Source organism: Streptomyces sp. Ru71 (assembly GCF_002920535.1).
Lineage (GTDB): Bacteria > Actinomycetota > Actinomycetes > Streptomycetales > Streptomycetaceae > Streptomyces.
In genome coordinates this window covers 1-15966 of the sequence record NZ_PQSS01000071.1, presented here as the reverse complement: position 1 = coordinate 15966, position 15966 = coordinate 1, and the positions used below count along the sequence as shown (strand labels likewise).

The 15966-nt window shown below is 73.8% G+C and carries 17 protein-coding genes and 1 pseudogene; 7 read left to right on the top strand and 11 right to left on the bottom strand.

Annotated elements, in window-relative coordinates:
* The first annotated feature begins 89 nt into the window (after positions 1 to 89).
* A complete protein-coding gene (locus C3489_RS30135) occupies positions 90 to 1091 on the top strand; it encodes a CopD family protein (protein ID WP_103785258.1) in 1002 nt (333 codons plus the stop codon).
* Positions 1092 to 1095: 4 nt separating this feature from the next.
* On the opposite strand, the gene C3489_RS30130 is transcribed toward C3489_RS30135, so the two are convergent.
* Together C3489_RS30130 and C3489_RS30125 are read right to left on the bottom strand one after the other, a co-directional pair.
* Positions 1096 to 2145 carry a zinc-dependent alcohol dehydrogenase family protein gene (locus C3489_RS30130; RefSeq protein ID WP_103785257.1) on the bottom strand — a complete coding sequence of 350 codons (1050 nt, stop codon included), beginning with the start codon at positions 2143 to 2145 and terminating at the stop codon, positions 1096 to 1098.
* A gap of 132 nt (positions 2146 to 2277) precedes the next feature.
* The gene (locus C3489_RS30125; RefSeq protein WP_103785256.1) at positions 2278 to 2988 is read right to left on the bottom strand and encodes a VIT family protein; all 711 of its coding nucleotides are present in this window, start codon (positions 2986 to 2988) and stop codon (positions 2278 to 2280) included.
* A 160-nt stretch (positions 2989 to 3148) separates the two neighbouring features.
* On the opposite strand from C3489_RS30125, the gene C3489_RS30120 reads away from it, so the two are divergent.
* From C3489_RS30120 to C3489_RS30100, 5 genes are all read left to right on the top strand, one after another.
* Positions 3149 to 4141 (top strand): DEDDh family exonuclease, encoded by a 993-nt coding sequence (locus C3489_RS30120; protein ID WP_103785255.1) that lies wholly within the window; start codon positions 3149 to 3151, stop codon positions 4139 to 4141.
* An 80-nt stretch (positions 4142 to 4221) separates the two neighbouring features.
* Positions 4222 to 4455, top strand: coding sequence for a hypothetical protein (locus C3489_RS30115; RefSeq protein ID WP_078947469.1), 234 nt, complete (start codon positions 4222 to 4224; stop codon positions 4453 to 4455).
* Positions 4456 to 4575: 120 nt separating this feature from the next.
* The gene (locus C3489_RS30110) at positions 4576 to 5373 is read left to right on the top strand and encodes an SURF1 family protein (RefSeq protein WP_103785254.1); all 798 of its coding nucleotides are present in this window, start codon (positions 4576 to 4578) and stop codon (positions 5371 to 5373) included.
* A gap of 68 nt (positions 5374 to 5441) precedes the next feature.
* A complete protein-coding gene (locus C3489_RS30105) occupies positions 5442 to 7229 on the top strand; it encodes a glycoside hydrolase family 15 protein (protein ID WP_103785253.1) in 1788 nt (595 codons plus the stop codon).
* A gap of 5 nt (positions 7230 to 7234) precedes the next feature.
* Entirely contained in the window at positions 7235 to 7990 is a 756-nt protein-coding gene (locus tag C3489_RS30100; protein ID WP_103785252.1) for an SDR family oxidoreductase, read from the top strand.
* Between the two features lie 45 nt (positions 7991 to 8035).
* Here the strand turns inward: C3489_RS30100 and amaP are convergent, their stop codons facing one another.
* From amaP to C3489_RS30075, 5 genes are read right to left on the bottom strand one after another with little or no spacing between them, the layout of a single operon-like run.
* Positions 8036 to 8623: an alkaline shock response membrane anchor protein AmaP gene (gene amaP, locus C3489_RS30095; RefSeq protein WP_103785251.1), complete on the bottom strand. Its 588-nt coding sequence runs from the start codon at positions 8621 to 8623 to the stop codon at positions 8036 to 8038.
* Positions 8620 to 9249: a DUF6286 domain-containing protein gene (locus tag C3489_RS30090; protein ID WP_103785250.1), complete on the bottom strand. Its 630-nt coding sequence runs from the start codon at positions 9247 to 9249 to the stop codon at positions 8620 to 8622. Before C3489_RS30090 ends, amaP begins: the two co-directional genes overlap by 4 nt.
* On the bottom strand, positions 9246 to 9629 hold the full coding sequence (locus C3489_RS30085; RefSeq protein WP_103785249.1) for an Asp23/Gls24 family envelope stress response protein: 384 nt from the start codon (positions 9627 to 9629) through the stop codon (positions 9246 to 9248). The genes C3489_RS30090 and C3489_RS30085 overlap by 4 nt, the downstream gene beginning before the upstream one ends.
* Complete coding sequence (locus tag C3489_RS30080; RefSeq protein WP_103785248.1) at positions 9626 to 9811, bottom strand: hypothetical protein; 186 nt, start codon at positions 9809 to 9811, stop codon at positions 9626 to 9628. Before C3489_RS30080 ends, C3489_RS30085 begins: the two co-directional genes overlap by 4 nt.
* A gap of 49 nt (positions 9812 to 9860) precedes the next feature.
* Positions 9861 to 10334, bottom strand: coding sequence for an Asp23/Gls24 family envelope stress response protein (locus C3489_RS30075; protein WP_103785247.1), 474 nt, complete (start codon positions 10332 to 10334; stop codon positions 9861 to 9863).
* 85 nt (positions 10335 to 10419) lie between these two features.
* Between C3489_RS30075 and C3489_RS30070 the strand changes: the two genes are divergently transcribed.
* Complete coding sequence (locus C3489_RS30070; RefSeq protein WP_103785246.1) at positions 10420 to 11226, top strand: nucleopolyhedrovirus P10 family protein; 807 nt, start codon at positions 10420 to 10422, stop codon at positions 11224 to 11226.
* A 415-nt stretch (positions 11227 to 11641) separates the two neighbouring features.
* Here the strand turns inward: C3489_RS30070 and C3489_RS30060 are convergent, their stop codons facing one another.
* The 4 genes and pseudogenes from C3489_RS30060 to C3489_RS30045 all read right to left on the bottom strand — a co-directional run.
* Positions 11642 to 12445, bottom strand: coding sequence for an enoyl-CoA hydratase/isomerase family protein (locus C3489_RS30060; protein ID WP_103785244.1), 804 nt, complete (start codon positions 12443 to 12445; stop codon positions 11642 to 11644).
* 159 nt (positions 12446 to 12604) lie between these two features.
* A complete protein-coding gene (locus tag C3489_RS30055) occupies positions 12605 to 12826 on the bottom strand; it encodes a helix-turn-helix domain-containing protein (protein WP_043499642.1) in 222 nt (73 codons plus the stop codon).
* Positions 12827 to 13161: 335 nt separating this feature from the next.
* Entirely contained in the window at positions 13162 to 14760 is a 1599-nt protein-coding gene (locus tag C3489_RS30050) for an ABC-F family ATP-binding cassette domain-containing protein (RefSeq protein ID WP_103785243.1), read from the bottom strand.
* 600 nt (positions 14761 to 15360) lie between these two features.
* Positions 15361 to 15966 (bottom strand): annotated as a pseudogene (locus tag C3489_RS30045) (hypothetical protein); the annotation flags it as partial.

The window sequence follows — 15966 nt, the reverse complement described above, 5'->3', positions numbered from 1 at the left end:
GGCCGAAATCGTACGGAGGGGCGGAATGCCGTCCAGCCAGTTGTTTTCCTGGACTTGCCCGGTTCTGGGCGGCTGGCCAAGATCTTGAGGTGACCTTGACACGACCGACCACCGAGGTCGCCGACGCGGGCGGCTCCGGGCGGCGGACCGGCGCGGGCCGGATTGCCGCCGTCCTCGTCCTGGTGACCCTCGGGGCGCTGATCCCGCTGCTCGGGCCGTCCGCCGCGCTGCACGAGACCGGGGAGGCCGCCGCGCCCGGTGCCGGGGGCATCGCGCTGCTGCGGGCCGTGCTGTTCGCGGCGCTGTCCGTGCCGGTGGGCGAGCTGTTCGTGGACCGGCTGGCCCACCGGGTGCCCGGCGCGGCGGACGTACGGCCGCGCAGCTGGGCGCCGTACGCCGCGGCCGCCGGTTTCCTCGCCGCGCTGGCGCTGGCCTCCGTGGTGGCCACCGGCAACCTGGTCCCGCACAGCCTCGGCGAGATCGACGTCGGCGGTCTGTACCGGTCCCGGGACGGCAAGCTGGCCCTGCTGGAGGTGAACGCGTTCCTGGTGGCCGGCCTGTGTGCCCGGCCCGGCACCCGGGTGTGGCCACTGGCCGCGGTGATCGTCGCCGAGGCGCTGCGCGCCCACCCGACGACCGAGCACACCCCGCTGCTCGGATCCGCGCTCACGGTGGTGCATCTGACCTGCGCGGCGCTGTGGACGGGCGGACTGCTGTACGCGCTGCGCACCCTCCGCCGCTGGGGCGGCGGTACGGCCGGGGCCGCCCTGCTGGGTCTCTACGCGCGCGTGGCCGTCGTCCTGCTCGCCGCGATCACCGCGACCGGGGTGTGCAGTTCGCTGCGCCGCATGCCGCCGGAGACGGTCGTCGAGCAGCTGACGACGACGGCGTACGGGCGCGTGCTGCTGGCCAAGGTGCTCCTCGTGGCCGTCGCCGCGGTGCTGGCGCTGATCGCGCGGACGCGGCTGCGGCGGGCCGCCGACCCGCTGACCGCGTGCGCGCCCGCGCGGGCGGAGGTCGTCGCACTGGGCGCCGTGGTCGCGGTGTCGGGGCTGCTGACGGCGCTGCCGCTGCCGATCCGCTGGAGCTAGCGGCTCACCGGTCGTTGGTGACGAGCACCTTCAGCGCGGTGCGCTCGTCCATGGCCTTGTAGCCGGCGGGCACGCCCTCGATGTCGACCGTCATGTCGAACACCGGCGACGGGTCGACACGGCCGGACAGGACGTCCGGCAGCAGCTCGGGGATGTAGGCGCGGACCGGGGCGACACCGCCGCGCAGGGCGATGTTGCGGTCGAACATCACACCGAGGTCGAGGCCGGTGCCGCTGCCGTGCGGCACGCCGACGAAGCCGATGGCGCCGCCGTCGCGGGTGATGTGGACGGCCGTCTTCATGGACTGCTCGGTGCCGACGGCCTCGACGACGGCGTGCGCGCCCTGACCGCGGGTGAGTTCGCGCACGGCCTCCACGGCGGCCTCGCCGCGCTCGGCGACGACGTCGGTGGCGCCGAAGCGGCGGGCGATGCCGGTGCGGACCTCGTGCCGGCCCAGCGCGATGATCCGCTCGGCGCCCAGCCGCTTGGCCGCGAGCACCGCGCACAGGCCGACCGCGCCGTCGCCGACGACGGCGACCGTGGCGCCGGGGCGGGCGCCCGCGCCGAGGGCCGCGTGGTGGCCGGTGCCCAGCACGTCGGACAGGGTCAGCAGGGCGGACAGCAGGTGGTCGTCGGAGGCGGCGTCCTTGGGGAGCTGCACGAGGGTGCCGTCGGCGTAGGGGACGCGCACGGCCTCGCCCTGGCCGCCGTCGTAGCCGACCGAGCCCCAGAAGCCGCCGTGCTCGCAGGAGGTGGTCAGGCCCTCGCGGCAGTGGTCGCAGACGCCGTCGGACCACATGAAGGGCGCCACCACCAGGTCGCCGCGCCGCACGGTGCTCACCTCGGAGCCGGTCTCCTCGACGACGCCGAGGAACTCGTGGCCGATGCGCTGGCCCGGCTGCCGGGCGGCCTCGCCGCGGTAGGCCCACAGGTCGCTGCCGCAGATGCAGGCGCGCAACACCCGCACCACGGCGTCGGTGGGGAGCTGCACCACGGGCTCGGGCACGTCCTCCACGCGCATGTCGTAGGGGGCGTGGATGGTGGTGGCGCGCATGGCGAGGATCTTTCTCGTACGGGGCGTGGGGTGCGCTCAGGGGTGGCGAGCGCACTTCACGGTACGCCAGTGACCTGGGCGTCCGCCCCTTCAGGACCCTCTGGCCCCTCCTGGCCCGCCCGCCTGGCCCCGTCAGACCCCGGCCGCGCCGAGCAGCGTCCCCGCCGCGTACGTCACGCCCATGGCCAGCGCGCCGCCGGCGACGTTGCGCAGGACGGCCCGGGTGGGGCGGGCCGCCCCGAGGCGTGCGCTGCTGAAGCCGGTGAGCACCAGGGCGGCCAGGACGGAAACGACGGTCACCGCGAGGCGCCAGCCGGCCGGTGGCAGCACGATGGCCAGCAGCGGCAGCAGCGCGCCGACCGTGAACGCAAGGAAGCTCGCCCAGGCCGCGTGCCAGGGGTTGGTCAGCTCGTCGGGGTCGATGCCGAGCTCCACGCGCGCGTGCGCGCGCAGCGCGTCGCGTTCCGTCAGCTGCTCCGCCGCCTCCCGGGCCACCTCGTACGACAGCCCGCGCTGCTGCAGGAGTTGGGCCAGTTCCTCCAGTTCGGCCTCCGGCCGCTCCCTCAACTCCCGCTTCTCCAGGGCGAGGGCGGCGAGCTCGGAGTCCCGCTGGGTGGAGACCGACACGTACTCGCCGGCCGCCATCGACATGGACCCGGCGAGCAGTCCGGCCAGGCCGGCCGTCAGCAGCGACGCGCGGTCGTCGGTGGCGCCGGCCACGCCGACGACGAGACCGGCGGTCGACACGATGCCGTCATTGGCGCCGAGCACCGCCGCCCGCAGCCAGTTCAGCCGCTCCCCGAGCGCGCCGCCGTGGGCTTCGTCATGGTTGGAGTCGGTCACGTGCGGAGCATGGCACCCGGCGCGGCGGGCGTGGCGGCCGACCCGCCGCGGGGTGACGCCGGCCCGCGACGGCGAAACCGGGCACATACACCCAACCCGGGCAGGTGGGGCGGGACCTGACGGGCAGCACTGTCAGTGGCGGCCCGTATCCTCAGGGACCATGCTCGAAGACCGCACGACCGCTCTGTCCTCCCCCACCGAGTGGCCGGCCGCGTATCCCCAGGGATACGCGGTCGTTGACGTGGAGACCACCGGACTGGCCCGGGACGACCGCATCATCTCCGCGGCGGTCTACCGGCTGGACGCGCGCGGCGAGGTCGAGGACCACTGGTACACGCTGGTCAACCCCGAGCGGGACCCGGGGCCGGTGTGGATCCACGGCCTGACGAGCGAGGTGCTGGAGGGGGCGCCGCTGTTCCGGGACGTGGCCGAGGAGTTCGCGGCACGGCTGGCCGGGCGGGTACTGGTGGCGCACAACGCCGTCTTCGACTGGCAGATGATCGCCCGGGAGTACGCGCGCGCCGAGAGCGAGGCGCCGGTCCGGCAGCGGCTGTGCACCATCGCGCTGTCCAAGGAGTTGGGGCTGCCGCTGCCCAACCACAAGCTGGAGACGCTGGCCGCGCACTTCGGTGTCGTCCAGCAGCGGGCGCACCACGCGCTGGACGACGCGCGCGTGCTGGCGGAGGCGTTCCGGCCGAGTCTGAGGGCGGCGGCGGCGAGCGGGGCTCGGCTGCCGCTGCAGGAGTGCCGGCCGCTGACCGAGTGGCGGGACGGGCCGGCGCCGCTCATCGGGCGGCAGGCGCAGGGCGGTTACGGCGGCTACCGGCCGGGCAGTTGGCGCCCCTCGCGCAAGAGGCCCGCCTGCCCGTATCCGAACCCGGGCCGGTACGAAGAGGGCAAAAGACTCAAGCAGGGCATGCGGATCGCCTTTTCCGGTGACACGTCGGTCGACCGGGAGCTGCTGGAGGACCGGGCCACCGAGGCCGGGCTGCATGTGGCGACCAGCATCTCCCGGCTGACCAGTCTGCTGGTCACGAACGACCCCGAATCGGGCACGTCGAAGGTGGTCAAGGCCCGGCAGTTCGGGACGCCGGTCGTCGACGAGGCGGCGTTCGGTCAGCTGCTGGCGGATGTGGAGCCGGCCGACGGGTGACCCGTACGGACGGGTGATTGCGGCGCGACTCGCCCGGCGCCCGCTCGCCCCGGTCCGGTCGACGGCTCACCCTGTGGCGCATGGCGAGATGCGAAGTTTGCGGCAATGACTACGGAATGACCTTCGAGGTCCACGCCCAGGGCGCGGTGCACGTCTTCGACTGCTTCTCCTGTGCGATCCACCGCATGGCCCCGATCTGCGAGCACTGTCGTGTCCAGATCATCGGCCAGGGGGTGGAGGTCGAGGGCCACTGGTACTGCGGCGCCCACTGCGCCCGCGCGGAGGGGAAGGCGGGCATCGTCGACCGGGTCTGAGCCGCCCCGGGACCGCACCCGCGGCCACACCCCCGGGCAGCCCCCGACCACACCCCCCTGTACCAACCCCGACCACACCCCTGTGCGAGCACCCCACGGCCCGAGATGTACCGTCGTGGGGTGTACCGCTTCCTGTTGACCCGCCAGTGGGTGATCCTCACCGTCGTCGCGATCGCGCTGATCCCGACGATGATCCGGCTGGGCTTCTGGCAGATGCACCGTTACGAGGAGCGCAGCGCCCGCAACCAGCTGGTGTCCGACGCGCTCGGCTCCCGGCCGGTGCCCGTGGAGCGGCTGACCTCCCCGGGACACACCGTCACCACCGACCAGCGCTACCGCAACGTGACCGCCACGGGCCGTTTCGAGCCCGACCGCGAGGTCGTCGTGCGGCGGCGGGTCAACGACTCCGGTGAGGTCGGGTTCCACGTCCTCACCCCCTTCGTCCTCACCGACGGCAAGGTCGTCCTGGTCAACCGGGGCTGGATCCCCGCCGACGGCCCCACCCAGACCGCGTTCCCGAAGGTCCCTGCGCCGCCGGGCGGCGAGCTCACCGTCACCGGGCGGCTGATGCCCGACGAGACGACCGCGGCCAGCGGCATCAAGGACGTCAAGGGACTGCCCGACCGGCAGGTCATGCTGATCAACAGCGAGCAGCAGGCGCGGCGCCTGGGCGCCCAGGTGGTCGGCGGCTACCTGGCGCTGAGCGCGCCGCAGCCCAAGGGCGGCAGCCCCGAGCTGATCGGCGGCAAGCCCGGCATGGAGGACTCCGCGCTGAACTACGCCTACGCCATCCAGTGGTGGCTGTTCTCCGCCTGTGTCCCCGTCGGCTGGGTGGTCTTGGCCCGCCGTGAGATCCGGGAGCGGACCCAGCGGGCCGCGCAGGAGAGGGCCGAGGAGACCGCCCCCGCGGCGGTGTGAGCGGCCGGGTCTCACTCCCCCGGCGCACCCGCTGATTGCCGTATCACCCCTGCGGGAACCCGGACGGCGTGTACCCGCGCATCTCCGACTACGCCCTGATCGGCGACGAGCAGACGGCGGCCCTGGTGGGCCGCGACGGCTCCGTGGACTGGCTCTGCCTGCCCCGCTTCGACTCCGGCGCCTGCTTCGCCAGGCTGCTGGGCGACGAGGACAACGGCCACTGGCGCATCGCCCCGAAAGGGGTCGACGGCCCCTGCACCCGCCGCGCCTACCGCCGCGACACCCTCGTCCTCGACACCGAGTGGGACACCCCCGACGGCCGGGTCCGCGTCACCGACCTGATGCCGCAGCGCGACCGCGCACCCGACCTGGTCCGCGTCGTGGAGGGCCTGGAGGGCCGCGTCACGATGCACAGCACGCTCCGGCTGCGCTTCGACTACGGCTCGATCGTCCCCTGGATGCGCCGCTCGCGCGACCACCGGGTGGCCGTCGCCGGTCCCGACTCGGTGTGGCTGCGCAGCGAGCCGGCCGTCCGCACCTGGGGCGAGGACTTCGGCACCCACTCGGAGTTCACCGTCGGCAAGGGCGAGAAGGTCGCGTTCGTGCTGACCTGGCACCCCTCGCACGAGCCGCGCCCCCCGCTGGTCGACCCCCACGAAGCACTGCGCAGCAGCGTCCGCGGCTGGCGCGGCTGGGTGGCGCGGTGCCGCTACGACGGCCCGCACCGGGACGCCGTGGTCCGCTCGCTGATCACCCTCAAGGCGCTGACCTACGCCCCCACCGGCGGGATCGTCGCCGCCCCCACGACCTCGCTGCCGGAGGAGATCGGCGGCGTACGCAACTGGGACTACCGCTACAGCTGGCTGCGCGACTCCACGCTCACCCTGGAGGCACTGATCACGGCCGGCTACCGGCGGGAGGCCGAGGAGTGGCGCAACTGGCTGCTGCGCGCGGTCGCGGGCGACCCCGCCGACCTGCAGATCATGTACGGGCTCGCGGGCGAGCGGCGCCTGCCCGAGATGGAGCTGCCGTGGCTGTCCGGCTTCGCCGACTCCGCGCCCGTCCGCATCGGCAACGACGCCGTCAACCAGCTCCAGCTCGACGTGTACGGCGAGGTGATGGACTCGCTGGCACTGGCGCGCAGCGCGGGGCTGTCCACCAAGCCGCACATGTGGTCGATCCAGCGGTCCCTGCTGGACTGGCTGCGCGACCAGTGGCGGCAGCCGGACGAGGGGCTGTGGGAGGTGCGCGGCGGGCGCAAGCACTTCGTGCACTCCAAGGTGATGGTCTGGGTGGCCGCCGACCGGGCGGTGCGCGCACTGGAGGAGCACAAGGAGCTCGACGGCGACCTGGACGGCTGGCGGGCCATGCGCGACGAGGTGCACCGCGAGGTGTGCGAGAAGGGCTTCGACGCCGAGCGCAACACGTTCACGCAGTACTACGGGTCGAGCGAGCTGGACGCCGCGCTGCTGCTCATCCCCCGCGTGGGTTTCCTGCCGCCGGACGATCCGCGGGTGCTCGGCACCGTCGAGGCGATCCGCGAGGAGCTCGGCCATCACGGCTTCCTGCGCCGCTACAGCAGCGACGGCACCACCGTGGACGGGCTGCCCGGCGAGGAGGGCACGTTCCTGGCGTGCTCGTTCTGGCTGGCGGACGCCCTGCACGGCGCGGGCCGGCGCAAGGAGGCCCAGGAGCTGTTCGAACGGCTGGTCGGCGTGGCCAACGACGTCGGGCTGCTGTCCGAGGAGTACGACCCGGTCGACGACCGCCTGCTGGGCAATTTCCCGCAGGCGTTCAGCCATATCGGTCTGGTCAACACCGCCCTCGCCCTCTTCGGTGGGCAGGAGGCAGGATAGGGGCCATGGATCTTGGACTGAAGGACCGGGTGTTCGTCGTCACCGGTGCCACGCGCGGCCTGGGCAACGCCAGCGCGCGTGAGCTCGTCGCCGACGGTGCGAAGGTCGTCATCACCGGGCGGGACGAGAAGCGGGTCGCCGACGCGGCCGCCGAGCTGGGCGAGAACGCGGTCGGAGTGGCCGTGGACAACGCCGACGCGGACGGGCCCGAGCGGCTCGTCGCCGCCGCGCGGGAGCACTTCGGCGGCTTCGACGGCATCCTCGTCAGCGTCGGCGGGCCGCCGCCCGGCTTCGTCGCCGACAACACCGACGAGCAGTGGCGGGCCGCGTTCGACTCCGTCTTCCTCGGCGCGGTGCGGCTGGCACGGACGGCGGCGGCCGAGCTGGAGCCGGGCGGCGTGATCGGCTTCGTGCTGTCCGGGTCGGTGCACGAGCCGATCCCTGGGCTGACCATCTCCAACGGGCTGCGGCCGGGCCTGGCCGGGTTCGCCAAGTCCCTCGCCGACGAGCTGGGGCCGCGCGGCATCCGGGTCGTGGGCCTGCTGCCGGGCCGTATCGACACCGACCGGGTGCGCGAGCTGGACGCCCTGTCGGCCGACCCGGAGGCGACCCGTGCGGCCAGCGAGTCCCGCATTCCGCTGCGCCGCTACGGCGCCCCGGAGGAGTTCGGCCGGGCGGCCGCCTTCCTGCTCTCGCCGGCCGCCTCGTACATCACGGGCGTGATGCTCCCGGTGGACGGCGGCACCCGGCACGGCTTCTGACCGGCGGCCCCTGAACCGGCGGGGGGAGCGCCAGGCCAGGGTGCCTCAGCTGACCCTCTCCGCGCGGTGTTTGACGCTTCGTAGTCTCACGTCGGCCGGCAGGGACTTCAGGCCCGCCGCGTCGCGGGCGTGGGTGAGGGTCTGGTCGGTGAGGTGGTGGAGGGCCGTCTCCGGGTCCACATGGGGTTCCAGGTGGAGACGGATGCGCGCCGCCGGAGCGGTGCGGTGGCCCGTGAGGTGGGCGTTGGCGCGCGCCGCCCCGTCCAGCGTGGCCGCGTCGCCGGCCAGGACCTGCTCCAGCGCCCGGCCGCGCAGCAGCGCCCCCTCGCCGTCGCCGGTGTCGACGAGGACCGCGGAGAGCCGGCGGCGGCGCACCACCGCGGTCAGCCACCACAGGGCGAGCAGCAGCAGGACGGCGAGCGCGGCGATGACCGCCGGCCACCACCAGCCGGCGTCCCGCCAGTGGGTGCGTTCGCCGTCGCTGAGCAGCACGTCGTGCCGGTTCTCGTGGATCCACCAGGAGGGTGACGGCGCACCCAGCCCCACGGCGAGCACCGAGCCGCCCACCGCCAGCAGCACCAGCCCGACCAGGGCGAGCAGCACCCGGTTGACCGTTGTGAGCACCCTGCTCACCCCTTCCGTCCGGGTCGCCGGACGCGCACGGCGAGGCGGGGTGGCCGAGCGAGCCCCAGTCCGCGCACCGCGTCGCCGAGCACCGCGTCCAGATCGTCGTGTACGTCGTCCAGGTCACGGAAGTGCGACAGCGCGCGGACGTCCGCCTTCCTGCGGCCCACCCGCACCCGTGCCGACTGCACACCGGCCACCTCCATGGCCCGGTCGCGCAACGCCAGGGCGGCCGCGTCCCGGTGCAGTCCGGCGCGCACGTCGGTGTGGGCCCGCCGCATCGGCAGCACGGCCCGCAGACCGGGCGTGAGGGCCAGCACGATCAGCCACAGCCCCACGGCGGCGGCGACGCCCGCGCCCAGCAGCACCCAGATGTCGTCCAGGGGCCGGGTCGCGAGCTGCTCGGCGAGGACCTTGCGCCACCGCATCGCCGAGTGGCCGGCGCGGACGGCCACGACGTCGTACAGGAAGAGACCGAACGCGGCCAGGAGCAGCGCGGCGACGATGCCGGCCGGGACGCGGCGGGCCGACCAGTAGCGTCGCGCGTGCGGCTGCGCGCCCTCCTCGGGTGCCGGGGCGGGCTCCTCCTTCTCCAGTACGGGCAGCCGCTGGGTGGTCCCCTCGGGTTCACTCATGGCGTCCTCCCCTGTGGCTCGCCGTGTGCCGCCGTCAGGTGCAGCCGTTCGACGTGGACGGCGACCTCCGGAACCTCCATGCCCACCAACTCGCCTACCCGTTCGGCCACATGACGACGCACCGCGCCGCAGCGGGCGCCGATGTCGGTCGGGTAGTCGAGTTCGAGATGCAGGCGCAGGTGCGCCGCGTTGTGGTGGACGGCCACCGTGGCGTGCGGGGTCGTGGCCTCCTCGGGCAGCGACCCGATCGCCTCCCGCGCCGCCTGCGCGGCGATCTTGGCGACGACCCGGTCGGCGATCCGTGTCGCGCCGCGCTCACCGGGCGCCACGACGGCCCGGGACCCACGGAGCTCACCGGCTCCACTCGTCACGGAGGTCACCGCCGTCGGTCACCGCGGGTACGGAAGAAGTCGGCGAGATCCAGGTCGCCCTCCAGGAAGCGGCCGACCACGAAGCCGATGGCGCCCAGGGCCGCCACCAGCACGAAGGCGCCGAATCCGCCGAAGTACCCGGCGAAGGCGAGTGCCATGCCGGCGATCATGCCGGCCACGGCCATGCTCATGCTGTGCTCCTCAGATCGTCAGCCCGCGCGATGGTCGGTTCGAGTGCCGTCACTGGATCCGGGGCTGCTCCTGCTCCTCTTCCTCCTCCTCCGGGAGCTTCACGTCGCTGACAGCGATGTTGACCTCGACGACCTCAAGTCCCGTCATCCGTTCGACGGCCGCGATGACGTTTTCCCGCACATCGCGCGAGACCTCACCGATCGACACGCCGTACTCGACGACGATCTCCAGGTCGAGCGCGGTCTGCACCTCGCCGACCTCGGCCTTCACACCGCGGGTCACGGACTTCGAGCCGCCCGGCACCCGGTCGCGCACGGCGCCGAGGGTGCGGGACAGCCCGCTGCCCATCGCGTGCACGCCCGGCACATCACGGGCTGCGAGACCTGCGATCTTCTCGACGACGCCGTCCGCGATCGTCGTCTTGCCGCGCGTGCCCGGGTCACCGCCGCCGCGCCGCGTGGTCTGTGAATCCTTGTGAAGCTCGGACGTACTGGCCCGGGTTCCGGCCGTCATGTCGGTCATCGCCGTATCCTTCCGCATCGTCGTCCTTCGACCACCGTAAGTGCGGTTCCGCGATCGCGCGCCTGTGATGCGGCAGGCTGGAGGAATGACAGCGGAGCGGTGGACGCGGGACGTACGGCAGCGGCTGGGACTGGGCAGGTTGCTGCCACTCGGCGGCCCGCTCGACGGTGCGTGGCTGGCGGAGACGGCGGCGCGGGAGTTCCTCGGGCGGGCCTGTGCGGACCTGCCGGGTGTGCTGCTGGGCGGGGTGCGGATCGGGCTCGCCGATCCGGCGGACACCGCCGAGCCGGTCGTGCCCGCTCCGCCGAGCGCGCTGCCGCCGGGGCCGCTGCGGCTGACGGCGGAGTTCTCCGCGACGGCGGCCGAGCCGCTGCCGGCTGCCGCGGACCGTCTGCGCGCGGCGCTCTCGGCGGCGGCGACGGAGGGGCTGGGGCTGGCGGTCACCCAGGTGGACCTGCGGGTGGTCGCCCTGCTGGACGAGGACCCGCGGGGAGCGGAGCCGGAGTCCGCGGACGGGACCCGGCCGGCCGCGGAGCCCGCCGGTGATGGCGGGGCGTGGGCGGCGGGCGGCGATGACACCGGTGGTGGCGCGGCGTGGGCGGCGGGCGGCGGCGACGCCGGTACCGACGAGGCGCGGGCCGCCGCCGCGGCGCTCGCGGTGCCGGGCGTGGCCCGCCTGACCAGTTCACTGGGCGGGTTGGGCCGTCCGGTGGCCCTGGTGGAACGCGGGCACGACGGCACGGCCGCCCTGCCGCGCCTGCACGCGCGCGTGGAGATCGCCGTGCACGCCGGCCACCGGCCCGTGGACGTGGCCCGGGCCGTGCGCACAGCGGTCACCCAGTCACTGCCGGAGCGCCCGACGGTGGCGGTACTGGTGACGGCGGTCGACTGAGAGGCCGGGGGCGGGCGGGCCGAGAGGTCGGCGCCGTGGTCGGCCAGGACGCCGTTGCGCTACGACGCAGCGGCGGAGACGTCGGTGTGCGGGCCGGCCGTGACATCGGCGCCGAAGCCGGCCGAGACAGCGGCGCCCCAGGCCCGCGGCGTCCCGCACCGCCAAGCGCGCGTGGGGCAGCGCCGTACGGACGCGGCCCTGGCGGCGCCGGCGGAACAGCCGGCCGGGGCGGCGCCGGCCGCGGCGGTCGGCTGAGGCGTCGGTCTGCGGGCCGGGCGGGACATCGGCGGCGTGAACCCGAGACATCGGCGCCGTAGCCGGCCGAGACAGCGGCGCCCTACTGGCCCGCGGCGCACCCGTACCGCCACGCGCGCGTGGGGCGGCGCCGCACGGGCGTCGTCCGGGCGTGGCGGCGTTACTCGCCGAGGCCGGCCAGGTCGCGCAGGCGGCGGGCCTGGGCCTGGCGTTCGGCCGCGCGCTGTTCGTCGTAGGTGCGGTCCACCGCGCCGCGCAGCAGGGTCTTGGTCTCGATGACCGCGTCGCGCGGAGCGGCGAGCAGGGCGGCGGCCAGGTCCTTGACCGCGCCGTCGAGCTCCTCGACGGGCACGGCGAGGTTGGCCAGGCCGGTGTTCACCGCCTCCTCGGCCAGGACGAAGCGCCCGGTCGCGCAGATCTCCAGCGCGCGGGCGTAACCGACCAGGCCGACGAGCGGATGCGTGCCGGTGAGGTCGGGGACCAGCCCGAGGCTGGTCTCACGCATGGCGAACTGCACGTCGTCCGCGACGACACGCAGGTCGCAGGCGAGCGCCAGCTGGAAGCCCGCCCCGATGGCATGCCCCTGCACGGCGGCGATGGAGACGATGTCGTTGCGCCGCCACCAGGTGAAGCCCTCCTGGAACGAGGCGATCGCCGCGTCCAGATCGGCGTCGCTGCTGCGAGCGAGGTCGATGAACGACGGCTCGCCCTCGATCCCGTCGGGCGTGAACATCTGCCGGTCGAGGCCGGCGGAGAAGGACTTGCCCTCGCCGCGCAGCACGACCACCCGGACGGAGCCCGGCAGCCGCCGGCCGGCCTGGGCGAGCGTCCGCCACATGGCGGGGCTCTGCGCGTTGCGCTTGGCCGGGTTGGTCAGCGTCACCGTGGCGATCGCGCCGTCGACGGTGAGCCGTACGCCGTCCTGGTCGAGCAGGGGAACGAGTTCCGGGCCGGGCGTGGCCATGGGGCGCCTCCGATGCGTGCGGTCACTGCGGACGCCCCTGTGGGCATCCGTCGGCCGGATGCCCGAACGGGCCATCCGTAAGTGACTGCACAGTAACCACCCGGCCGACTGGTCGACCGACCGGGTGGCCACCATCGGAGCCGAGGGGCCACCCGGGGATCAGGCCGACTGGGCCTTCTTGCCCCGGGTCGCCCCGCCGCGTCCACGCAGCGTGACGCCCGACTCGCTGAGCATGCGGTGCACGAAGCCATACGAGCGGCCGGTCTCCTCGGCCAACGCCCGGATGCTCGCACCGGCGTCGTACTTCTTCTTCAGGTCTGCCGCGAGCTTGTCGCGCGCGGCGCCGGTCACCCGGCTGCCCTTCTTCAGAGTCTCGGCCACCCGTGCCTCCTCATGGGAAGTGCGCTCTGGTCTCCTCATGATCACCCCTCCGGCGCGGGTTGGCCACCCATTCGGCAAGGTCTGTGCGACACCGTTGTGACGACAGGAGCGCGTCCCCACAAACGGAGGCGCTGATTCCGCACCCGGCCGTCCGCAGGACCGAACGAGCGCTCAACGGAAACGGCAGGTCAGAGACGCGCGACGGCCACTCGTCCGACAAGCGGAAGAGCGGCCGTTATATGCATGTAGGACACACCTCGATACGAGGAGATCTCACACAGATGATGGATCACGGATCGGCCGAATGATCCATACCCAGTGGATCACTCATTCGATCAAGCCAGGGCGACGAGATCCGCGTAGTCCGAGCCCCACAGGTCCTCGACGCCGTCCGGCAGCAGGATGATCCGCTCCGGCTGGAGCGCCTCCACCGCGCCCTCGTCGTGGGTGACCAGGACGACGGCGCCCTTGTAGGTGCGCAGCGCGCCGAGGATCTCCTCGCGGCTGGCCGGGTCGAGGTTGTTGGTGGGCTCGTCGAGCAGCAGGACGTTCGCCGAGGAGACCACCAGGGTGGCCAGCGCCAGACGGGTCTTCTCACCGCCGGAGAGGACACCGGCCGGCTTGTCGACGTCGTCGCCGGAGAACAGGAACGAGCCGAGCACCTTGCGGACCTCGACGAGGTCCATGTCGGGCGCGGCGGAGCGCATGTTCTCCAGGACCGTGCGGTCCGGGTCGAGGGTCTCGTGCTCCTGCGCGTAGTAGCCGAGCTTGAGGCCGTGGCCGGGGACGACCCGGCCGGTGTCCGGCTGCTCCACGCCGCCCAGGAGGCGCAGCAGGGTGGTCTTGCCGGCGCCGTTGAGGCCCAGGATGACGACCCGGGAGCCCTTGTCGATGGCCAGGTCGACGTCGGTGAAGATCTCCAGGGAGCCGTACGATTTCGACAGGCCCTCGGCCATCAGCGGGGTCTTGCCGCAGGGGGCGGGCTCCGGGAAGCGGAGCTTGGCGACCTTGTCGGACTGGCGGACCGCCTCCAGGCCGGAGAGCAGCTTGTCGGCACGCCGGGCCATGTTCTGCGCGGCGACGGTCTTGGTGGCCTTGGCCCGCATCTTGTCGGCCTGCGCGTTGAGGGCGGCGGCCTTCTTCTCGGCGTTGGCCCGCTCGCGCTTGCGGCGCTTCTCGTCGGCCTCGCGCTGCTGCTGGTAGAGCTTCCAGCCCATGTTGTAGACGTCGATCGTGGAGCGGTTGGCGTCCAGGTAGAACACCTTGTTCACGACCGTCTCGACCAGGTCCACGTCGTGGCTGATGACGATGAAGCCGCCGCGGTAGGTCTTGAGATAGTCCCGCAGCCAGATGATCGAGTCCGCGTCGAGGTGGTTGGTGGGCTCGTCGAGGAGCAGCGTGTCCGCGTCGGAGAACAGGATGCGGGCCAGCTCGATACGGCGGCGCTGACCACCGGAGAGAGTGTGCAGCGGCTGGCCGAGCACCCGGTCGGGCAGGTTCAGCGCGGCGGCGATGGTGGCGGCCTCCGCCTCGGCGGCGTAGCCGCCCTTGGTGAGGAACTCCGTCTCCTGGCGCTCGTACTGCTTGAGGGCCTTCTCCCGGGTGGAGCCCTTGCCGGTGGCGATGCGCTGCTCGTTCTCGCGCATCTTGCGGATCAGTACGTCGAGGCCGCGCGCGGAGAGGATGCGGTCGCGGGCGAGGACGTCGAGGTCGCCGGTGCGGGGGTCCTGCGGGAGGTAGCCGACCTCGCCGGAACGGGCCACCTGGCCCGCGGCGGGCAGCGCCTCACCGGCCAGGACCTTGGTGAGAGTGGTCTTGCCGGCGCCGTTGCGGCCGACGAGCCCGATGCGGTCGCCCTTGGTGACGCGGAAGGTGGCGCTCTCGATGAGAACGCGTGCGCCGGCGCGCAGCTCGATACCGGAGGCGGAGATCACGGGGTCAAACTCCTGGGCTGAGAGAGGTGACGGTGGACGACTTGAGGACGGTCCTGCCGTCTAATGCGCGAGGAGAATGGCCATGGACCCAGTCTAACGGGCGCGTGCAACCAGTTTTTCCGGGCGAGTACGCGGGCTGGACGCCGCGCGGCGGGCCGAAGCGGCAGGGCCGGGCCGCGGGCGCCGGGGGCAAGGGCCGCAGGGCCGCAGGGCCGCAGGGCCGCAGGGCCGCAGGGCCGCAGGGCCGCAGGGCCGCAGGGCGAGCCAGGCACGGGAGGCTGGGCCGGGGCAAGGGCTCGGGGCCGAAGACCGAAGCCGGTCGGCGCCGCGCCGTGGGCGGGGCCGGAGGCTAGGCCGGGGCAAGGGCTCGGGCCCGTAGACCGGAACCGGTCGGCGCCGCGCCGTGGGCGGGGCCGGAGGGTGGGCCCCGGGCCAAGGCCGGGCACCGGGAGCCAGGGCCGGCGGCGGCCCGAGGCCGAGACAGGGGGCCGGGCCAGGGGCTGGGGGCAGCGGACCGAGGCCGCACGTCGCGTCAGGGGGCGAGGCGACGGGCCCTTGGCCGGCGGCGGTCGGGCAGGGGCCCGTGCTGGCGCCCGGTGTTCAGTTGCCTCCCGTGTGGACCTGGAACGCTGCTCGGCGGACCGCCTTGGCCAGGGCCGGGTCCGGGTGGGCGGCGGCCAGGGCGACCAGGACCTGCACCGTGCGCGGGTGGCCGACGGCGCGGACCTCGTCGAGCAGGGCCGGCACGGTGGGCTGCACGGCCGACTCCAGGTGCCGTACCAGCATCGGGGCCTCCCCGTGGTCGGCGACGGCGGCGGCGGTGTCGACCCACAGCCAGGTGGCCTCCTCACGGGTGAGCGCCTCGTGGGCGTCCTCCGGGTCCACGCCGTCGTGCTCGGCCAGCCAGAGCAGGGCGTACGGCCGCAGCGTCGGCTCGTCGACGACGGCACGGACGTCCGGCTCGGCAGGGGCGCCGACGACGCGCAGCGCCTCGAAGGCCAGGCCGCGCAGCAGGGCGTCGTCACCGCGGGCGGCGTCGAGCAGCTCGGTGACAGCGTTGCCCACGGGGCGGGCGGCCAGCCAGGCCCGGTACTCGGCGCGGGCGGCGTTGGGGCGCAGCTGGGCGCAGCCGCGCAGCATGTCCTCGGCGGACTGCTCGATGTTGCCGGCCGGGCTCTGCGCGGCGACGCAGATCTGCTCCAGCTT